The 20,244-nt window shown below is 52.3% G+C and carries 15 protein-coding genes; all 15 read left to right on the top strand.

Annotated features, from left to right (window positions below):
- Positions 1-3: 3 nt before the first annotated feature.
- The 15 genes from M1136_06830 (at position 4) to M1136_06760 (ending at position 20,198) form a co-directional block, all read left to right on the top strand.
- Positions 4-1,131 carry an ABC transporter permease gene (locus tag M1136_06830; protein ID MCL5075347.1) on the top strand — a complete coding sequence of 376 codons (1,128 nt, stop codon included), beginning with the start codon at positions 4-6 and terminating at the stop codon, positions 1,129-1,131.
- Between the two features lie 2 nt (positions 1,132-1,133).
- Entirely contained in the window at positions 1,134-2,093 is a 960-nt protein-coding gene (locus M1136_06825; GenBank protein ID MCL5075346.1) for an ABC transporter ATP-binding protein, read from the top strand.
- Positions 2,071-2,994 (top strand): ABC transporter ATP-binding protein, encoded by a 924-nt coding sequence (locus M1136_06820; GenBank protein ID MCL5075345.1) that lies wholly within the window; start codon positions 2,071-2,073, stop codon positions 2,992-2,994. Before M1136_06825 ends, M1136_06820 begins: the two co-directional genes overlap by 23 nt.
- A 67-nt stretch (positions 2,995-3,061) precedes the next feature.
- The gene (locus M1136_06815; GenBank protein ID MCL5075344.1) at positions 3,062-3,886 is read left to right on the top strand and encodes an inositol monophosphatase; all 825 of its coding nucleotides are present in this window, start codon (positions 3,062-3,064) and stop codon (positions 3,884-3,886) included.
- Positions 3,887-3,898: 12 nt separating this feature from the next.
- Complete coding sequence (locus tag M1136_06810) at positions 3,899-4,546, top strand: LysM peptidoglycan-binding domain-containing protein (GenBank protein ID MCL5075343.1); 648 nt, start codon at positions 3,899-3,901, stop codon at positions 4,544-4,546.
- A 324-nt stretch (positions 4,547-4,870) separates the two neighbouring features.
- Positions 4,871-6,355, top strand: a complete 1,485-nt coding sequence (locus M1136_06805; GenBank protein MCL5075342.1) for an O-antigen ligase family protein — start codon at positions 4,871-4,873, stop codon at positions 6,353-6,355.
- A complete protein-coding gene (locus tag M1136_06800; protein MCL5075341.1) occupies positions 6,355-7,485 on the top strand; it encodes a glycosyltransferase family 4 protein in 1,131 nt (376 codons plus the stop codon). Before M1136_06805 ends, M1136_06800 begins: the two co-directional genes overlap by 1 nt.
- Complete coding sequence (locus M1136_06795; GenBank protein MCL5075340.1) at positions 7,482-8,699, top strand: glycosyltransferase; 1,218 nt, start codon at positions 7,482-7,484, stop codon at positions 8,697-8,699. The genes M1136_06800 and M1136_06795 overlap by 4 nt, the downstream gene beginning before the upstream one ends.
- Before the next feature lie 142 nt (positions 8,700-8,841).
- The gene (locus M1136_06790; GenBank protein MCL5075339.1) at positions 8,842-10,095 is read left to right on the top strand and encodes a hypothetical protein; all 1,254 of its coding nucleotides are present in this window, start codon (positions 8,842-8,844) and stop codon (positions 10,093-10,095) included.
- Positions 10,096-10,111: 16 nt separating this feature from the next.
- Positions 10,112-13,498, top strand: coding sequence for a glycosyltransferase family 39 protein (locus M1136_06785; protein MCL5075338.1), 3,387 nt, complete (start codon positions 10,112-10,114; stop codon positions 13,496-13,498).
- 17 nt (positions 13,499-13,515) lie between these two features.
- Positions 13,516-16,014, top strand: a complete 2,499-nt coding sequence (locus tag M1136_06780) for a glycosyltransferase family 39 protein (protein MCL5075337.1) — start codon at positions 13,516-13,518, stop codon at positions 16,012-16,014.
- 27 nt (positions 16,015-16,041) lie between these two features.
- Positions 16,042-17,034, top strand: a complete 993-nt coding sequence (locus M1136_06775; protein MCL5075336.1) for a glycosyltransferase — start codon at positions 16,042-16,044, stop codon at positions 17,032-17,034.
- Entirely contained in the window at positions 17,027-17,962 is a 936-nt protein-coding gene (locus M1136_06770; protein ID MCL5075335.1) for a glycosyltransferase family 2 protein, read from the top strand. The genes M1136_06775 and M1136_06770 overlap by 8 nt, the downstream gene beginning before the upstream one ends.
- Positions 17,962-19,362, top strand: a complete 1,401-nt coding sequence (locus M1136_06765; protein MCL5075334.1) for an undecaprenyl-phosphate glucose phosphotransferase — start codon at positions 17,962-17,964, stop codon at positions 19,360-19,362. The genes M1136_06770 and M1136_06765 overlap by 1 nt, the downstream gene beginning before the upstream one ends.
- A complete protein-coding gene (locus M1136_06760; protein MCL5075333.1) occupies positions 19,362-20,198 on the top strand; it encodes a carboxypeptidase-like regulatory domain-containing protein in 837 nt (278 codons plus the stop codon). The genes M1136_06765 and M1136_06760 overlap by 1 nt, the downstream gene beginning before the upstream one ends.
- The last annotated feature ends 46 nt before the right edge of the window (positions 20,199-20,244 follow it).

Genomic DNA, 20,244 nt, shown 5'->3' with positions numbered 1-20,244 from the left:
CCGATGGGAAGCCGTATTTGGCCGATAATTCGTAAGGAGTTCATCCAAATCGTCCGTGACCGACGGACTCTGGCTATCATCCTGATAATGCCGGTGATGATGCTCACGCTTTTGGGCTATGCGGTCATCACTGATGTCAAGCATATCGCTACGCTGGTATGCGATGAGGCGCTCAGTCGGGAGAGCAGGTCTCTCATTCAGTCCTTCGTTAATACACAATACTTTGATCTCGTCGGCTATATTCGCAGTCCGGAAGAAGCACGTCGGGCGATAGATCGCGGTTGGGCGAAGGTAGCTTTCCTCATTCCCCCGGACTTTTCAGCCAATCTGATGGCAGGTAAGCCGGCTCAGGTGCAGGTGCTGATCGATGGCTCTGATCCTAACACGGCCCAAACAGCTCTTTTCGCTGCTTCGTCAATCGCTCAGGCCGAGGCGGCAGACATCCTCGCTTCCACCACTAACCGTATCGGTGGTCAGCAGCTTAAGACGCCTATAGATCTACGACCGACCGTGCTTTATAACCCTAATATGGAGAGTGCCAATTTTATGATCCCCGGGTTGATCGGCCTGATTCTCCAATTCCAGACAGTATTCCTTACCGCCTTCGCCATCGTAAGGGAAAGGGAACAGGGGACGATCGAACAATTGATTGTTAGTCCCATTAAGCCATGGGAGCTCGTGTTGGGCAAGATTCTGCCTTATGTCATCATCGCCTTCTGGAATGTGGCTCTGACCATCACTGTAGGCTCTCTCTGGTTTAAGGTGGAGTTCAGCGGCAGTATTTTTCTCCTGTTGGCTCTGGCGATGGTTTTCCTCCTGGGATCCCTTTCTTTAGGGATGTTGATTTCGACCGTCTCAGAGACCCAGTACCAGGCGATGCAGGTAGCGATATTTTACATGATGCCCTCTATTCTGCTTTCTGGCTTCATCTTCCCACGTGAAGTGATGCCACAGCCGCTATTTTATCTGGGTTATCTGATCCCTTTGACCTATTTCCTCAAGATCTTGCGAGGCATCGCTCTCAAGGGGATTGGCATCGACTACCTCTGGACTGAGGTGTGGCTGTTAGCCATCTTTGGTCTGGTAGTCTTTGTGATTAGTATCAGTCGATTCCGCAAAAGGTTAGTCTAGCTATGGAATTGGCCATCGAAACCGATAGGTTAACGAAGAGGTTTGGCCGCATTATGGCTGTGGACAACCTGAATATTGAGGTCAAAAAGAGGGAGATCTTTGGAATTCTGGGTCCAGATGGAGCGGGTAAGACGACAACCTTGCGCTTGCTCAGCGGCATCATCGCTCCCAGTGAGGGAACGGCCTCTGTGGTCGGATTCGATGTGAGCAGAGAACCCGAAGGTGTTAAAGAGCGCATTGGATATATGGCCCAGCAATTCAGCCTGTACGCTGACCTCACTGTCAGAGAAAACCTGGCCTTTTTTGCTGATCTCTATCGGGTGCCGCCTGAGACGCGGGAAGAACGTACCGCAGAGCTGTTATCCTTCAGCCAGCTGGCGCCCTATACGGATCGTTTGGCCGGTCACCTTTCTGGGGGCATGAAAAAGAAGTTAGCCCTCTCATGCACCCTTATTCATCGACCTGAGTTGCTTCTCCTCGATGAACCGACGACTGGAGTTGACCCTGTGGCGCGCCGCGAGTTCTGGCGCCTTTTACACGGCTTGCTGGCTCAAGGAGTCACTATCGTCGTCTCTACGCCTTATATGGATGAGGCAGAGCGTTGCCATACGGTCTGTTTCCTTTCTCAAGGAAAGTCAATCGCCTGTGACAGCCCAGCCGATCTGAAGCGATTGGTGACGAATCAGGTGATAGAGTTGAAGGGTATTCCGCGCAAGATTACCCAGCGAGTAGCGCGGGAAACAGCTGGTGTGGCTGATGTGCAGACATTTGGTGATTCATTGCATCTGCTGACTGATGATGCAGCCCAGGTTATGGCCAGGTTGAGGGCTAGGCTGGTTCAACTTGGGGTGGAGATAGTCATTATGCGCCAGATAGAGCCATCGATGGAGGACGTTTTCATGTTCCTGTCCGGCAAGAGGATTCGTTCTGGGGAAGGCGATGTCAGAGAGCTACGCTGTTGAGGTGACGGAGCTAACCAAGAAATTTGGGGAGTTCGCAGCTGTAGATAGGGTTAGTTTCCGGATCCAAGAAGGAGAAGTCTTCGGTTTCCTTGGTCCTAATGGGTCGGGCAAGACGACCACTATCCGCATGTTATGTGGCATACTCTCTCCCACAGCAGGTAAGGGGATGGTATTAGGAATGGATATAAGCCGGGAAGCGGAACGTCTAAAGGAGCATATTGGCTACATGTCGCAGCGCTTCTCTCTCTATAATGATCTAACGGTCTGGGAGAATCTCAATTTCTATGCTAGCGTCTACCGCATACCGCCTGAGCGGAAACGAGCCAGGATAGAGGAACTGATCGGTATGGCTGATCTCGTGGGACAGGGGAATGAATTGACAGCCAACTTGTCTGGGGCGTGGAAACAGCGCCTGGCACTTGGTTGTGCCATAATTCACCATCCCCCCATACTCTTTTTGGATGAACCGACAGCCGGCGTTGATCCGGTCTCCAGGCGAAATTTCTGGGATATGATTTACCAGCTGGCCGGCGAGGGGGTGACCGTTTTTGTGACCACACATTATATGGACGAAGCTGAGCATTGCAATACTATCGGTCTGATGCACCAGGGCAAACTTATCGCTTGTGATACGCCTGATCATCTAAAAGCGTCGGCGATACAAGGACGGCTGCTAGCTATTGATTGTAGTCCGCTGATGAAGGCGATGGACATTTTAGCTGACTGCCCCGCTGTGCGTGAAGTAGTCCTTTATGGAACCTCGCTCCATGTCGTAGTTAGTCCGGATGCGACGCCTCAGCAACTGAGCACCTGGTTTGGTGAGTCAGGGATAACTGTCACTCGTCTCGAACCCATCCTGCCCTCTTTGGATGACGTATTTATTTCTCTAATGAGGACTTAAGCCCGGGGCTGGCTGGCGGTTTATGCTATTATGTATCCGTCTTAAGCCAACTATGAGGAGAGATACTGTGCAGGGGTTGTTATTGAGCGAGAGTGGATGGAGCCAAAGTGAGGTGGCCATCGCCGCAGCCAAAGCAGCTGGGGAGACCATAAGGCAGCACTTTGGGGCGATCGACTCCTTTGATTACAAGGGACGGGCTAATATCCTCACTCACGTGGATTTAAGGGCAGAGGAGCAGATCATCAGCCTGATTCGGCGCGAATTTCCGACGCATAACATCCTTTCGGAGGAATCCGACCGAATCGAAAATGGGTCGGAGTATACGTGGGTCATTGATCCTCTGGACGGCACACTAAATTACGCTTGCGGTATAGGCTTTTTTTCGGTGTCTATCGCCTTAATCCATACGGAAGAGACACGGTTGGGGGTAATTTATGACCCTCTGCGAGAGGAAACGTTCCTGGCCGAGCAGGGAAAGGGTGCTTTTCTGAACGGTGTGAGAATTGTCAGTAAACCAAAAACGTCTCTACTTCAGTCGAACGTTGGCTTCGACCTTGGTCACAATGAAGAGGAGCGGGCCATTATAGTTAAGGTGGCTCAGGCCATTTGCCCCTACATTCAGTGTTTCCGCGTGTTAGGTTCGGCTGCCCTGGGCTTAGCCTATACTGCTGTTGGGCGTCTGGATCTTTATTTCCACCGATTTCTTTACCCGTGGGATATGGCTGCGGCTAGACTGATTGTGGCCGAAGCTGGAGGAAGGGTTACAGATTGGGAGGGGAAGCCGTGCTTACTGTGGAGCAGAAGTATTATCGTGGCCGGTGCCCAGTTACATAAGGAGTTTCTCGAACTTATCGAACGATTGGGACTCGACTTTCGTTCGAGCAGGGACTGAGTGGGGTTAGCTATGAGACGATTCTTTAAAGAATCGCACCGTGTCGAGGTTACCCCCTGGCTGTTAAGTCAGATGTTTGCTGTTGGGCTTATAGCCCTCATTCTGGCCTCAGGCTATCGCCTGGCAGAACCTGTCCTTTATCCTGTCGAGGGGCAGCCGGCGTCGCCGGCTCCTACACTTGTTAGTCAGATTCTGCCCACTGTGTCAGTGGTGTCACCGACGCCCACTGCACCGACGGCCACGATTACGCCTGTACCCAGTCCCCAGCCCACGGTAAGTCCAACAGCGACACCGGCTCCCCCATCTCCTACTGCTGTTCCGACCCCGATGGAGAAAGTGCACATCGTCAAGGCTGGTGAGACGCTGAAGGAGATAGCCATCCAATATGGGGCTTCCGTTGAGGCGATCGTCCAGGTGAATCAGTTGGAGGATCCGGACAACCTGGCTGAGGGGCAGCGCCTGCTCATCCCCTTGACCGCAGCTGGGCCGACGCCAACGGTATCGGCACCGCTCGTGCATACGGTCCAGGAAGGGGAGACTCTCAGGGGCATCGCTTCTCAATACGGCATATCGCCCCAGGCGATTATTGAAGCCAATGGGCTATCAGATCCGGATAGTCTCAGGGTGGGGCAAGAATTGATCATCCCATCCCGCCGTTAGGTCCTGGCTGGGAGTTTCCTGACGAATCGCTGGGTGTAGGGATCTTCGCCTATCTGGCCTGGGTATACCTTCGCCCGCTAGTTGTGCTGCCGTCCTTATCTGCGTTCCCCAGCCTCTATCCCAATGGCTCTAGCGTCTCTTTCAGGTCAAGGTAACTTTCCAAGGGGACGTTGGATAATGCTCTCGCCCTGCAGATTTGGTGGTGTGGTATAATCTTGGCTATCGGATAGACGCAAGGGTTGGAAGCAGATGGCCCAGCAGGACAGCGGGCCAAGGCAGATTGGGATGTTATTCGACAGAGTCAAAGCAAGAAGAGCACCGTGGATGGGGATTGATGATGAGTGGCGAGCGCGCCTAGCACTGATGGCCCTGGCTGTAGTGTTAGGAGCTGTGGTCGGATCCTTAACCGCCGCTGTGACTCCGCCCTTCGCCATAGCCGGAATCATCGGGCTACTGCTGGGTATGGCTATGCTGCTGAACACGCAGATTGGCCTGCTGACCATCGTAGGCGTCGCCTGTCTATTGCCATTCGCCGTCATCCCACTCCCTATCGGTACAGTTAAGCTCACCTTTCTCGATGCTACTCTGACTATCCTTCTTCTTGTTTGGTTGATCCGTTTCCTTACACATCCTGGGCAGAGGTTACAGACCTCGCCACTTGATCTCTTCATTTTGCTATTCATTTTCCTGGCTGGCGTCTCCTTCGTTCTTGGAACTGGCTATTCTGACTCACCTGAGATAACCCGTCTCTTCTTGAAATTGATTAATAGTATTCTCCTTTTCTTTGGGGTGCTTAATTGCGTGCGGACGAAGCAGCAATTGCAGCAGGTGCTTCTGGGTCTTGTGTTAGCTGGCAGTGTAGCTGCTTTGATTGGGCTTGTCCTCTATTTTTTGCCAACAGCAATGACGGTTCGTCTTATGTCATCGCTGCGTGTAATTGGTTACCCTTCTGGTTGGCAGGATATCCTGCGTTACATCGCTGGCACGAAGATCCTGCGTGCCAATGGAACCTCAATTGACCCCAATATCTTAGGAGCGACATTGATGTTGACGGGCAGCGTAGCTGTGACCTATCTTGTCTCACGGTCGCCGCTACCGGCCTTATTTGGTAAAAAATCGGCCTGGGCAGCACTGGCAAAGCGATGGGGACTGGCCGTGCTCTTCACCCTTATTGTCGCCTGCCTGTTATTGACGCGATCCCGCAGCGCCTGGGTGGGGTTGGCGGCAGCTACCATCTTCGTCGCTACAGTCAAATATAGAAGGCTATGGGTGCTTTTTGTGCTCCTGGGAGCAGCTCTATATTTTGGGCTTCTGCCACAGGCAGAACCGTTCTTGGGGCATTTGGAGTCAGGATTCATGGCTCAGGATAAGGCTGCGGCCATGCGCTTGGGGGAGTACAAGGATGCTTTTCGCTTGATTGCCACCTATCCTTGGTTCGGCGTCGGCTTTGGTGCTGCCCCATCTATCGATCTTTACATCGGTGTATCCAGCATCTATCTCCTAATGGCCGAGGAGATGGGGTTAATCGGCTTAGCTGTGTTCCTGTTGATTATGGGCTTGCTCTTCTGGCATGGTCTACGGGTACTCAATCGCATTCCCGATGCTGAGTTACAAACTATTTTGCTGAGTTGTCTGGCTGCTATGTTTGGGGCCCTCACCACTGGCCTGTTCGACCATCACTTTTTCAACTTGCGGTTTCCCCATGCCATCGCTCTTTTCTGGCTGTTCGTAGGCTTGACTATGGTGTCAGTGCGGCTGGGACAGATGGCGATCGAAGAGAGGCTCCAGCAGGTCAAGGAATCCGTCTGATGCGGGTCGGCATTGATGCCCGGTTGGTGCGTTATCGGCCCGGTGGTATCAGTACCTATATTTTGGGTTTACTGAAGGGGCTTGCTAATATTGCTACTACGATCGAGCCGATCGTCTTGCAAAGTGCGCGGGATAGACGCCCTTTATTTCCCGCCGCTGCTTTCAAGCGGAGTTTTCTTTGGACACCTTGTCATCATCGTCTTGAGCAATTTCTGCTGCCGCTTGAGCTCATTCCTCTTGGCCTGGACATATTGCACAGTCCCGATTTCATTCCTCCGTTTCGGCGACGGTGCAAATCGGTCATCACGGTTCACGACCTGGCCTTTCTGCATTATCCGCAGCTGCTTACGGCGGAGAGTAAGCGCTATTATGGACAGATAAGGCAAGCAGTAGAGAGCGCCGAGGGGATCATCGCTGTCTCAGAGAGCACAAAGCGCGACCTCAGGGAACAACTTGGCGTTCCCGAAACAAAAATCACGGTGATTTACGAAGCTGCCGACGCTATCTTTCGCTCAATCGTCGATGCTGAGCAGGTATGTTCGGAGCTGTGGTCGCGTTTCAGGCTTAAAGACGCATTCTTTTTATTTGTGGGCACTCTTGAGCCGCGGAAAAATCTACCCACGCTGCTTAGGGCATATGAACTTCTGAGGAGACAGCAAGGGGCGGGCACCAGCCTAAGGCAATTGCCCAGTTTAGTTATCGCTGGCGCGAGGGGATGGCTTTATGAGGAGATCTTCGCCCTGGTGCAGACTCTACAACTGGAAAAGAGTGTAATTTTTGTGGGAGCGGTCACGGCCGATGATTTGCTCTACCTTTACAACGGTGCCTTAGCCTTAATTATGCCCTCTCTCTATGAGGGATTTGGGTTACCGGCGTTGGAAGCGATGTCCTGTGGTACAGCGGTGATCGTCTCAAACTGTTCTTCGCTACCTGAGGTGGTGGGTGAGGCTGCTGTGCAGGTTGATCCAAACGACTTTGAGCAATTGGCGCTGGTGATGCAGCGCCTGTTGGTTGATAACGCACTTCGGGCGGATTTACAGCGTAAAGGACTGGAGCGGGCCAAGCAATTCTCGTGGGAGCAAACAGCCAGACAGACCTTAGAGGTATACAGGAGGGTATCAGCAGCGTGAGGATTCTGTTCTTGACTCCTCATGTCCCTTATCCTCCCCACAAGGGGACGGCCATAAGGAATTTCAATATCATCGAAAACCTTGCTGCCCGTCATGAGCTGACTCTTGTTTCCTTTGGTGAACCAGCGGATAAAGCAGCGCTCGCCGTGCTGCGTCGTTACTGTGTGCGGGTTGAGGTGATACCCCCACCAACTCGTTCGTCCCTTCGTCGGGCGTTCAGTGTGATCTTTTCAGAGCAGCCAGACCTGACTCTGCGCCTTTCTTCCCTGGCCTTAGTCCAGCGTCTTTCATCCTTACTAGCCGCTGAGGAGTTCGACGTGATCCAGATTGAGGGATTGGAAATGGCTCCCCTTTGGGAGATGGCCTGGAAGGGAAAGACCACGAACAGGCGCCCCTTGGTTGTTCTGGATGCCCATAATGCCGAATATGTGTTGCAACGTCGGGCCTTTGAGACCGACCTATCCCGTCCAGCCACTTGGGTCGGAGCCTTTTATTCGTTTATCCAATGGTGGAAGCTACGGCGTTATGAGGCCAAGATTTGTCGTCTGGTAGATGGGGTAGTGGCCGTATCCGAGGTAGATCGAAGGATGCTACAATCCCTCGTCCCCAACTTAAAAGCAACAGTGGTCAGCAATGGTGTCGATTTAGCGGAATTCGCCCCACTTAATAGTGAGAGGGAGCCGTTCCTTGTCTTTAGTGGAACGATGGACTTTCGACCGAACGTTGATGCTGTAACCTGGTTTTGTCGAGAGATATTACCTCGGCTTCGTGCTGAAGTGCCAGACCTGCGCTTCTACATCGTTGGTCGGGACCCCAAGAGAGAGGTTCTCCGCTTGGGGCAGATACCAGGTGTAATTGTTAGTGGTCCCGTGGCTGATATACGTCCTTATGTTGGGCGAGCAGCAGCCTGTGTAGTGCCCATGCGTATTGGCGGAGGGGTTCGACTGAAGGTACTGGAGGCTATGGCTCTCGGTACTCCTGTCGTCTCCACCTCGCTTGGTTGTGAGGGGATCGAGGTTACCCCCGATGAAAACGTGTTGATTGCCAATGATGCAGCTGAATTCGCCGAAAAGGTGCTGGCTTTGCTTCGCGATCCGGAAAGGGGCAGAGGGCTAGGCCGTAAGGCCCGCCAGCTTGTAGAGATAAAATACGATTGGCGGGTGCTTGTTCCCCGATTAGAGCGCTTTTATTGCTCCTTACTGGAGATATCCTAGGAGAGCGCGAGCCTCAAAGCCGACTGTGCTGGTATCAGCTTTTGAGAATGGTGGTACGTTGATAAATTCGGACAAGAGGGTTATACTCTGCCTCCGATGTGGGGAAAGCCACTTCGATGAAATTGTGGTAGGAGGAATCTTCATGTGGAACGACCTTCGCAGTAAAGGTTTGATCAGTGCTGTCTTAATGATTGTTTTACTGTTACCACTTCTAGTGGGCTGTATAGGGGGATCGGTGCAGCCGACATCCAGTCCATCGCCTACGGTGCAGTCGACATCCAGCCCATCGCCTACGGCGAAGCCGACACAGACGCACCTTACTGCAAAGGAGATCTATCCCCCATTGGCCTGGATGGATAGTACAGCCCGAGCAGTGCACGTTATGCTGTGGGGGAGCCCGTACCTGGAGAGGGATTTGAAGCTGGCCAAGGATGGTGGATTTACCTGGATCAAGCAGATGTTTCAATGGAACTATATCGAGGGCAAGGGTAAGGGGCAATTCGAATGGAATGAGCCAGACCGCATCGTGTCGGCAGCCAAGAGATATGGTTTGCGCATAATCGCACGGGTAGATATTTCTCCCAAGTGGGCCATTGATCCTGCTTCAGCTTCGGCCTTGAGCAGTCCCCCTAAAAATCTGCAGGATTACGCTGACTTTGTGTATGCCCTTGCCAGTCGCTATAAGAACGGTTCACCTTATGGTCAGATAGATGCTTATGAGATATGGAACGAGCCGAACCTGGCGCGGGAATGGGGAGGACGGCCGCCAAATGTAAAGGAGTATGTAACCCTCTTGAAGTTGGCTTACCAGTCCATTAAGAAGGCTGATCCGCAGGCTATAGTTATCAGCGCTGGCCTGGCGCCGACGACGGCTTCTGGGGCCATCGCTATGCCGGATATGGAATTTGTGAAGCAGATGTACGAGGAAGGCGCAAAGGATTATTTTGATATGCTGGGTGCTCACGCCGCAGGGTATAAGGCGCCACCAGAGCTGTCGCCTGATGAGGTGGCCTATGATCCGAGATACGATCATAATGAACCTGGTGCAGGACGGATCTATTGCTTCCGCCACGTGGAGGACCTGCGGAAGATAATGGTCAAGTATGGTGATGAGCAAAAACGCATCGCCATATTAGAATTCGGTTGGACGAGTGACCCCAGGCCTGACTCACCATACAAATGGCAGAGCGTATCTGAGGCGGAAAAGGCTGACTACCTTGTACGTGCTTTTCAGTATGCTAAAGAACATTGGCGGCCATGGATAGGGGCGATGACGGTCATTTATATTGCCAGCCCAGACTGGACGCCAGCCCAGGAACAATACTACTGGTCGATCACTAATCCTGATGGCACTGTTCGCCCTGCCTATACAGCCTTGAAGAATATGCGTAATTAATTGAGGTCTATTCTTGGTGAGGATCAGGCGTCTCTCTCTGTGGCTTGCAGCGTTATTCTTAGCCATCACCGTCCTTGGGATCGTCTTCCGCCAGCCTCTATGGCATACAGTGAAACCGATCATCGGATACGAAGTCAGGGATAGGATAATTGCCGTCTACAGTAGGCTCACAGCTCGACAGGTAGAAACAGCCGACTATGAGCCGATGCCTTATACAGGATTCAATCCTTACGGCATCAATGTCTTCTTAGAGCAGGAAGTGCAGGAGAGTGAGATCCGCCGCACTTTGCAAATGATCAAGGAAGCTGGGTTCGGCTGGATCAAACAGCAGGTCCTTTGGTATGAGATCGAACGTCCGGCCAAGGGCCTGTACCAAGATGACCGTCACAACAACGTGGATACCTGGAAGAAATACGACCGCATCGTCGATCTGGCCGACGAGTATGGCTTGGGTTTGATCCTTCGCATAGATACCTCACCTGAATGGGCCCGCCCGGGCAAGTCAAAGTTAGAAACGCCACCGGATAATTTTGATGACTTCGGTGATTTTGTCTACACCATTGTCAGTCGTTACAAGGGGAAGGTCAGGTATTATCAGATTTGGAACGAGCCAAACCTCGCCTTTGAATGGGGTGGGCAGGTACCGAATGCTAAAGAGTATGTACGACTGCTGAAGATCGCTTATGTGCGGGCGAAAGAGGCTGATCCGAAGGCTGTTATTCTTGCCGCAGCCCTGGCCCCAACGATCGAGTACAGTGAGCGAGGAATAAACGACCTCATCTTCTTGCAACAGATGTACGATGCCGGGGCTAAACCGTACTTTGACATAATGAGCGTCAATCCCTATGGATTGCGCTCTGGTCCCGATGTAACGCTGCAAGCCACAGAGAGAGACATCAACTTCTCGCGGCCCATTCTGACGCGAGAGATTATGGTGCGCAATGGTGATGCGGGAAAGCCGATCTGGGGTTCGGAGATGGGTTGGTGTGCTCTTCCCCCTGATTTTCCAGCTGAACCTCTTTTCGGGCGGGTCACTCGCGAACAGCAAGCAGAGTACACTGTTAGAGCCTATCAACGGATCCAGGAGGAATGGCCGTGGATGGGTGTGGTGAACCTCTGGCATTTTCGAGCGGTTAATGAGGCAGATAAAGAGCAGCAGCGGTATTATTTTAACATCGTCGGGAGTGATTTCCATCCTCATCCCGTTTATAAAGCGCTAAAAGAGTTGGCCACAGGGCCTCGAGTGATGTACCTTGGTTATCATCAGGAGGACCACTGGGCGTTGAACTTCGATGGTCACTGGCAACGAGCCACCGACCACAGAGCCGGCCTGGGCCACTATGCTTTTAGTGACACAGCTGGCGACGCCGTCAGGTTCCTCTTTAAGGGAAATGAGCTGGATTTGGTGGTTCGAAAGGGCCCCACTGCTGGAAGGCTCTTGGTAACCATCGACGGTTCGTCAGAGGGGGCTAATCTGCTACCGAGGGATGAACAAAAGCGAGCGTATCTTGATCTTTATAATCCAGAGGTGCGCTGGCAAGAGCGAGTACCAGTGGCCGATGGATTAAGTGATGATGTGCATTTTACCGAGCTGCGGGTTGCAGCGACGACGAATGAATCCTCGTCGGGCAAGCGCTGTGTGCTGGACGGCATTGTTGTTATCAAGGGATCGAATAACCTTCCTCTGATAGGATCCCTAATAGGGATGGGGGTTGGGTTAGTCTTACTTGGTGGTCTGGCCTGGTCTCAGCGATGGCGAAGAGAACATACGACGGTTACCCCGGAATCCGCGCCGCGGTCGCCCCAGCAGATCAGTTTACTCTTGGCACTGCTGTTGATCGTCGCCTGCGGTTTTGCTCTGCGCATATATTTACTGAATGGCCAGAGCCTGGAGTATGATGAGGGAGTAACGGCGGCGCTGATGACGCGTGATCTCTCGGCTATCACCCAGGCTGCGGCGATGGACATTCATCCACCGCTGTATTACTACCTGCTCCGTATCTGGACTATCTTTTTTGGTACATCCGAGTTTGTCTTACGCTTGTTTTCAGCAGTGATTGGTGTGGCTTTGCTACCACTGCTGGCCAAAGTTGGCACTCGCTTGATGGGGTGGGGTGTTGGGCTCGTAGCTGCCTGGCTTGCTGCTGTGGCACCGCTATTGATCTACTATTCTCAAGAAGCGCGCATGTATTCCCTGCTGCTTCTCCTTTCCACGTTGTCTATGTACCTCTTTATTAGGCTTATTTTAGAACGCTCGGATGGGGAGGAAGGCAGAACGCATCTGTGGCTGTCTTACGTTATCGTGGCGACCCTTTCTCTCTATACCCACTACCTGGCCGTAGCCGTTCTATTGGTGCAAAACGTTTATGTGCTGGTCGTCCTTTCTCGGCGTGACCGGAGGTTGCGCTCCTGGCTAAAGTCCCAATTGGTTATTGTTCTGCTTTGCCTGCCCTGGCTACTCTATGTAGGCCGACAGGTCATAGGGCGCGGCGGCCCGGGCGTTGGGGAATACGTTGCCTTTGGTTCAGTCTTAAGGCGGGCCTTTGTCGTCTTCAGCTTTGGTCTCTCAGCTGATGCTACGCTAACCAATAAAGCTGCGGCTGTTTTCCTGTTTTTTCTTCTGGCGGGCTGTTTCTGGCCGTTGGCGCGGTATCTCCGAGACTTATCCTGGGGGATCTGTGAGGTGAATACTTTGGGCAGGAGATTCGCAGAGGATCTACGCCCTCAAGCCTTAATGGCCTTCTGGTGTCTGGTTCCCATCGTGGTCACTTATGCCTTGTGGTTATGGCACCCTTTGTACAATCCGATTGATAATCCCCGCCTTCTGATTCTAGCTGTGCCGGCTTATTATCTTTGGCTGGCGATAGGCATAAATTCTTTCGCCTTTTCCCTACCGATGGTTTTGAGTCCCATCTGCGGATTTATACGATGCAAAGTGAAGGAGAATTTCCAGCAGATAGCGATCATAACAGGTCTTGGGTCTCTTATCTTATGCTTGGCCTTGGTCGGATTCTTTACCAGTCGCTCATTGCTGGCCTATTATTATGATCCGAAGTATGCTCGCGATGACTATCGGGGTTTGGTGCAGCAGATCGAGTCGTCCTTTCGGGAGGAGGATGCTATTGTCCTGAACGCTCCGGGGCAAGTGGAGATCTTTCGTTACTATTATCGTGGGGAGGGAGACGTTTACCCTTTGCCGCGGCAGCGGCCGATAGATGAGAGGGATACGGAGGGGGAGCTATGGAGGATTGCTGGTGGGCACAAGCGGGTGTGGTTGGTGCTCTGGGCGGTGCAGGAGGCCGATCCCAACGGTTTCATTGAGGGCTGGCTGGATAAACATGGCCATCTGATTAGGGAGCGCTTATTTGGTACGGTTCGGCTTCTTCTCTATGAGGTTTCTTGATCAGGAAGAGAAATAGGATGGGAGGCCGGTCAGCAGGGCGAGCGAATTATATAAGCATAATGATCCTAATGGCCATCCTCGTCATCGCCTTTGGCTTGCGCCTCTGGCGGATAGAGGCACAAAGCCTGTGGTACGATGAAGGAATAAGTGCGCTGATGGCTCCACGGGATTTGGCCACCATCACCCATGATGCCGCAGGGGATATTCATCCACCGCTTTATTACTACATTCTGCATTTCTGGACAGCCCTTTCCGGGAACTCGGAAATTGGCCTGCGTTATCTCTCCCTGATCTATGGCGTTCTAACTGTGGCTCTAACCTACAAAATTGGGGAGCGTTTATTCAATCTGGGAGCGGGCTATTTCGCAGGCTTCATAGCTACTTTTTCTCCTCTCCTAGTCTACTATTCTCAGGAAGCGAGGATGTATATGCAGGTAACCTTCCTCGCTGCTTTATCGATGTATCTATTTCTGAGATTGCTGACCAGGGGCTATCGAATTATCACCGTGGATAGCCAAGGTCCGTCTACCTCTCCACTGCGCAGCAGCTTATCCTCGACGGGGATAGGGAAGGTCGGACGATGGGATGATTTGTGGGTGTGGATCGTCTATGTTTTGGTCACTGCTGCGGCGCTGTACTCTCATTATTTTGCCTTCACCATCGTTTTAGCTCAGAACTTTTTCCTGGCTCTCACCTTTTGGCCACGGCGCAGTCTGGCCATCAAATGGGTGATAGCTCAGGGTATACTTCTACTCCTTTATGTTCCCTGGTTAGCCGTATCGCTGAAACAGCTGGCCGTCTGGCCGAGTGTCAGCGAACCATTTTCATTCTTCACTTTATTGCACAAGATTTTTGTGGCTTTCTCTTTTGGGCTTTCCTATGAGGCATCGAATGTCGAAGAAGTCGCCTTCTTAGCCTTGCTAGTGGCTAGCCTTCTATTGATGTATCTGCCTGCGCAGGTAGGAAGGCCTGATCGCCTTCGGGCTCTTGCCTTCAACCTTGCCTACGTTTTGTTCCCCGTATTGGTTCTTTATCTGTTATCCTTACGTCGCCCAATGTACAATCCCAAGTTTCTCCTGTTGGCTGTTCCTGGGTATTGTTTACTCCTGGGTTTGGGGCTGGATAGATTAGATAGGATCGTGAGGTGTTTACCACCCATTTCCGGGATGAGGTTGACCCGGACGGCTCTCTCGATGGGGGCCATTGCTATTTGTGTCCTGCTCATTTTGACTTCCAGTGCCCGCTCATTGCTGGCCTATTATTATGATCCGAAGTATGCTCGCGATGACTATCGGGGTTTGGTGCGGCAGATCGAGTCGTCCTTTCGGGAGGGGGATGCTATTGTCCTGAACGCTCCGGGGCAAGTGGAGATCTTTCGTTACTATTATCGTGGGGAGGGAGACGTTTACCCTTTGCCGCGGCAGCGGCCGATAGATGAGAGGGATACGGAGGGGGAGTTGCGGAGGATTGCTGGTGGGCACAAGCGGGTGTGGTTGGTGCTCTGGGCGGTGCAGGAGGCCGATCCCAACGGTTTCATTGAGGGCTGGCTGGATAAGCACGCTTACAAGGCAAACAACACCTGGTATGGTGGCGTACGGCTATGCCTTTATTCCTTGGCGGCAGGCGAGGTGGGGGAGGCTACCACAGATAAAGTAAGGGTAAATTTCGGTAATGAAGTCGTCTTACTGGGCTACCGTGTGGTGGCACAGTCACCAAAACCTGGCGACATCCTTCCACTGACGTTATTTTGGCAAGCGCTAGAGCCATTGAAGAAGCGCTATACTGTCTTTGTACATTTGCTTGATCAACGTGAGTTCATCTGTGGGCAACATGATAGTGAACCAGCAGGAGGAACCAAGCCGACCGATTCCTGGGCTGTCGCCGATATGGTTGAGGATCGTCATGGGATACCTATTCTCCTGGGCACCCCGCCCGGCGAATATCAGATTGAGGTAGGCCTCTATGAAACAGATACGGGTAAGCGCTTGAGTATCCTCGATGAACAAGGGCGCGCTACAGCCGACCGCTTCTTGTTTGGGCGGGTAACGGTGCTTCGGTCCAACACACCACCGAAGGTCGAGGCGCTCCGTATGCCACGTTTATCGGGTAAAACGCTTCTTGACAACAAGGTGAAATTTCTCGGTTACGGGCTCTATAAGCTGGGTAGCGACTCCGCGGAGGTTAACTTTGCCCCAGCCGACATAGCTCATCTGGTCCTGTACTGGCAGGCCTTAGGCGACATTGAGGAGGATTACGCGCGGCAAATAGGGCTGGTTGGTACGAATGGGGTTGTCACTCGTACCACAGAGGATGAGCCGATGGGGGGTGCGTATACCACAAGTAAGTGGCACGTTGGTGACTTGATTCGCGATCAGGAAAGGATCGCCCTACACGGGCTTGCGCCTGGGGAGTACAAGATCGTTTTGTATCTGAAACAGGATAGCGGGCCTGGGAAAATGGCTGGGGAGAGGGTTCTTCGGGCAACGGTTGATCTGGGGTCGCTATGGATTCGCTAGCCCACCCGTCCTAAGGAGGATACATTGGTGCGAGCGTCAGTCATTATGACAGTTAAAAACGAGGAAGGTACTATCGATGATATGCTTTCCTCTCTGCTGTCTCAGACGCGCCAACCCGAAGAGATCGTCATCGTCGACGGTGGCTCGACCGATCGAACGGTAGAGCGAGTCAATTCGTTTATAGCCGAAGGTGCGCCCATCAAATTGCTTGTGGTGCCTGGTTGTAACATCTCCCAGGGACGTAATCGGGCCGTCGAGGCGGCAAGTGGCGAGATCATCGTCTCAACCGATGCAGGGGTGCGTCTCGCCCCAGATTGGTTGGCCAAACTATTGGCTCCCTTTGAGAGCAGCAATGCAACTATCTTAGGGGAAGCGGACAGCGGGCCGATCGATGTTGTGAGCGGTTTCTTTAAGCCCGATCCACGAAGCATTTTTGAGATAGCGATGGGCGCAGCGGTCCTGCCTGCTGTGGAGGATATCGATCCGACATCCTTTTTGCCCTCCAGCCGATCGGTGGCTTATACAAGAGCCGCTTGGGTTAAGGTGGGCGGGTATCCGGAGTGGCTTGATTATTGTGAGGATGTTGTCTTCGATCTGAACCTGAGGCGTTTGGGATGTCGTTTTCACTTCGTTCCGGACGCAGTGGCTTTGTTTCGTCCTCGCTCCACGTTGAAGGACTTTTTTAGACAGTATTATCTGTATGCACGAGGGGATGGCAAGGCTGGACTATGGTTTCATCGCCATCTTATCCGCTATGCTGCCTATACCATCGGCTGTCTTGTGCTCCTACTTGGTTTTTGGTATAAAGGATGGTGGCTTATGCTCTTTTTGGGTGCGGCCGGTTACTTATATCGTCCTTATCGACGCCTATATCCGTTGGTCTTGCACTGCTCTGGAGGTGATAGGATAAAGGCTGTTCTCCTCGTTCCCCTCATTCGTCTTACGGGTGATATCGCTAAGATGATCGGCTACCCTGTTGGCGTTCTCTGGCGGCTGAAGAATAGAGGGTTGCGTGCTTGATCTAGCAATCATAATCGTAAATTATAATGTTTGCGATCTGCTACGGGATTGTCTTAAGACGGTTTTCAGCAGTGAGGGGGGATTCAGCTACGAGGTATTTGTTGTAGACAATGCGTCTAAGGATGGAAGTGTGACGATGGTAAGCAGGGAGTTCCCCCAAGCGCGTTTGATCGAGAGTCCATTCAATGGGGGATATGCTTATGCTAATAACCTCGCCTTGCGGGTGATACTCGATGGTTACCCATCGTTGCCAGCTGTAGATGATGAAACATCCTCAGCGTTACCCCGCTACATCCTGTTGCTGAATCCTGATACCGCTTTATCGCTCTACGTCCTAAGGGACATGATCCAGTTTATGGATTCTCATCCGGATGCTGGAGCGGCGGGCCCGCAGCTGATCAGGCCGGATGGTAGTTTGGATCTGGCCTGCCGCCGTAGTTTCCCAACTCCTGCGGTATCTTTCTACCGTATGCTCGGCCTGAGCAAGCTATTTCCGAGAAGCCGTCGGTTTGCCCGCTACAACTTGACCTATCTTGATCCAGACGACGTCGCGGAAGTCGACTCGGTGGTTGGCGCATTTATGATAATTCGTAGTTCGATGTGGCGGCAGGTTGGATTGCTTGATGAGTCGTTCTTCATGTATGGCGAGGATCTCGATCTGGCTTATCGAATTAAGCAGCGTGGTTGGAAAGTGTTATATAATGGGAAAGTCAAGGTATTGCATTATAAGGGCGAGAGCAGCAGGCAGGATAGTTGGCGGCCAGTCATCGAATTTTATCGTGCGATGCTGATCTTCTATCGTAAGCATTATGCGTCCACGACACCATTTCCGCTTAATCTCCTGATTGTAGGCGGAATCTATGTTCAGGCTATCCTGGCCTTATTGCGTAACGTGTGGTTGTCTGCGATCGTGAGGAGGCTAGCTTAATGAAACGGAGAGTAGGAACTTACTTTCTGTTTCTTACTTTTATCAATGACCTGGCGATGGTCAATTTGGCTTCCCTGCTGGCCTATCGCCTGCGCTTCCAAGCCAACATCTTCTCTTATGATGAATGGCAGCCCTATTCTGCCTACCTTGGGCTAGTGGGTCTGCAAATGATTATCTTACCCCTTGTTTTTGCCCTCCAGGGGCTCTATCGTCCCAAGCGAGCTGTTTCTTGGACTGACGAGTTCTACGCCATTTTTGTGGCCCTTTCCATTGCCACTGTTCTGATGATGGCGGCTAGCGCCTTCGCTTCACGAGATTTTGCTTACTCTCGTTTATTGTTAGCCTTAGCCTGGTTCTTGAGTATCATCCTGGTCACTATGGGGCGCTTCGTCTTGCATTCTCTATATTCTTTGTTGCGCTCTCGGGGGATTGATAGAGATAGGGTCCTCATCATGGGCACAGGTGAAACAGCGCAGCTCATCTTAGACAAAATTAGAAGTTCACCAGGGCTCGGCTATCACGTTGTGGGTTTCCTCTCAGAGGATCAAGACGTGGGCCAGGTAGCTGGTGTACCTGTGCTCGGCCAGATTGAACAATTGGGGGCAATCATCAGGAGCCAGGGCATAGATGAAATCATCATCGCTATTCCCAATCTATCCCATAAACAGCTGTTGGACCTGGTGGCAAAGAGCCAGGGAGCTAGGGTTGGCATCAAGGTGTTTCCGGATCTGTTCCAGATGATGGCTAGTGAGGTGAGCATTGGTGACCTGAATGGCTTACCTCTTATCAGTGTGAAAGATGTAGCCCTGCGAGGTTGGAACCTAACCATTAAGCGAATGATGGATTTAGTATCTAGTGCCGTAGGTTTAATCCTCCTATCACCCCTCATGTTGTTGATCACTGCTCTGATAAAAGTGACGTCGCCAGGGGGGCCCGTTTTCTATACCCAAGAACGGGTGGGGTTGGATGGGAAGCCTTTCCAGATGCTCAAATTCCGGTCAATGAGGCCAGGAGCTGAGGACGAGACTGGCCCGGTGTGGGCAAAAAAGGGTGACCCCCGTACCACTCGTTGGGGGGCTTTCTTGCGCCGTTTTTCGCTAGACGAGCTGCCTCAGCTGATCAATGTCCTCATCGGAGAAATGAGTCTGGTTGGGCCTCGCCCGGAACGGCCATATTTTGTGGAGCAATTTCAAAGGAGAATACCACGCTATGTAGAGCGACATAACGAGAAGGCCGGCATTACGGGGTGGGCGCAGGTTAATGGCTTAAGGGGGGATACTTCTATAGAAGAACGGACCGCTTATGACCTTTGGTATGTTGAAAATTGGACCATCTGGCTAGATTTCAAAATCCTAATACGCAGTCTCCTCGTAATTCTGGGAGACAAGAACGCTTATTGATGAAGAGAGGTTACTACGTCTGTTTTCTGATGATGATCATCGCCCTGGTGGGCGCGAGTCGAATTGGGGCTGTTTTGGCGGCGGAGAATACCACTGGCAATACAGTGGTAGCTCTGCCGATGCCATTCGCTCAGCCGAGTCCTACTATAACTCCAGCAACGACGATGGTTACAGCCACACCTTCTCCGCCCGCCCTCTCCTCCACGGTATATTTTGTGCCGCGCTATTTATTGAATGCGCCTCTTACTCCGTCAGCCGAGGGGCGTGGCGCCACAATTCGCGGTCGAGTACTGGATCGAGTTGGAGCTGGATTGGCCGGCATCGTAATCAAGCTCTGGGGTCATAACTATAAAACCTTGACGATTTCGGCGAGTGATGGGGGATTTGCCTTTGTTGGTCTCCCTCTGGGGAGTTATTCACTTGCGGTGGAGGGATTCTCTGGGGTGCCGGCGGAGAATATCTTTGTGGATGGACGAACTGGGGCGGTCATCGAGTTCGTTGAGACCACTTTATTGATGACACCAACACCTGGGGCGACGCCGACGATGACGGTGACGGTTTCACCGACGCCCACCCCGCCGTCACCTACGCCTACACCCTTCAAGACTCCTGTTATTAGAGGAACGGTGACTGCTGGTAGCCCATCGCCATCTGTGGCTGAGATCACTCCTGAACCTGACACCAGACGACCATCGTCAGAGATATTTACATTGTGGCCATCCTGGTTACGGTTTGATCTTTGGGTCGAATCATTATGGCCAGCCTTTTTCTTCGGGGTTGCTGGTGCAGCCCTCGTCTTCTGCGCAGGGCTTATCGCCGCCATTTGGAGGCGTTAACAACTTGGTAGCACCGTTACGATTGCTGGTAGGGCTCGGCAATCCC

This window comes from Chloroflexota bacterium (genome assembly GCA_023475225.1).
Classification (GTDB): Bacteria; Chloroflexota; UBA6077; order FW602-bin22; family JAMCVK01; genus JAMCVK01.
The sequence above is the reverse complement of the archived record's forward strand: the minus strand, read 5'-3'. Positions and strand labels throughout refer to the sequence as shown.

Excerpts from the sequence above, each read along its gene's own strand:
- M1136_06830 (MCL5075347.1), top strand. The coding sequence starts at position 4 with ATGGGAAGCCGTATTTGGCCGATAATTCGTAAGGAGTTCATCCAAATC.
- M1136_06825 (MCL5075346.1), top strand. The coding sequence starts at position 1,134 with ATGGAATTGGCCATCGAAACCGATAGGTTAACGAAGAGGTTTGGCCGC.
- M1136_06820 (MCL5075345.1), top strand. The coding sequence starts at position 2,071 with ATGTCAGAGAGCTACGCTGTTGAGGTGACGGAGCTAACCAAGAAATTT.
- M1136_06810 (MCL5075343.1), top strand. The coding sequence starts at position 3,899 with ATGAGACGATTCTTTAAAGAATCGCACCGTGTCGAGGTTACCCCCTGG.
- M1136_06805 (MCL5075342.1), top strand. The coding sequence starts at position 4,871 with ATGGGGATTGATGATGAGTGGCGAGCGCGCCTAGCACTGATGGCCCTG.
- M1136_06800 (MCL5075341.1), top strand. The coding sequence starts at position 6,355 with ATGCGGGTCGGCATTGATGCCCGGTTGGTGCGTTATCGGCCCGGTGGT.
- M1136_06790 (MCL5075339.1), top strand. The coding sequence starts at position 8,842 with ATGTGGAACGACCTTCGCAGTAAAGGTTTGATCAGTGCTGTCTTAATG.
- M1136_06780 (MCL5075337.1), top strand. The coding sequence starts at position 13,516 with ATGGGAGGCCGGTCAGCAGGGCGAGCGAATTATATAAGCATAATGATC.
- M1136_06765 (MCL5075334.1), top strand. The coding sequence starts at position 17,962 with ATGAAACGGAGAGTAGGAACTTACTTTCTGTTTCTTACTTTTATCAAT.
- M1136_06760 (MCL5075333.1), top strand. The coding sequence starts at position 19,362 with ATGAAGAGAGGTTACTACGTCTGTTTTCTGATGATGATCATCGCCCTG.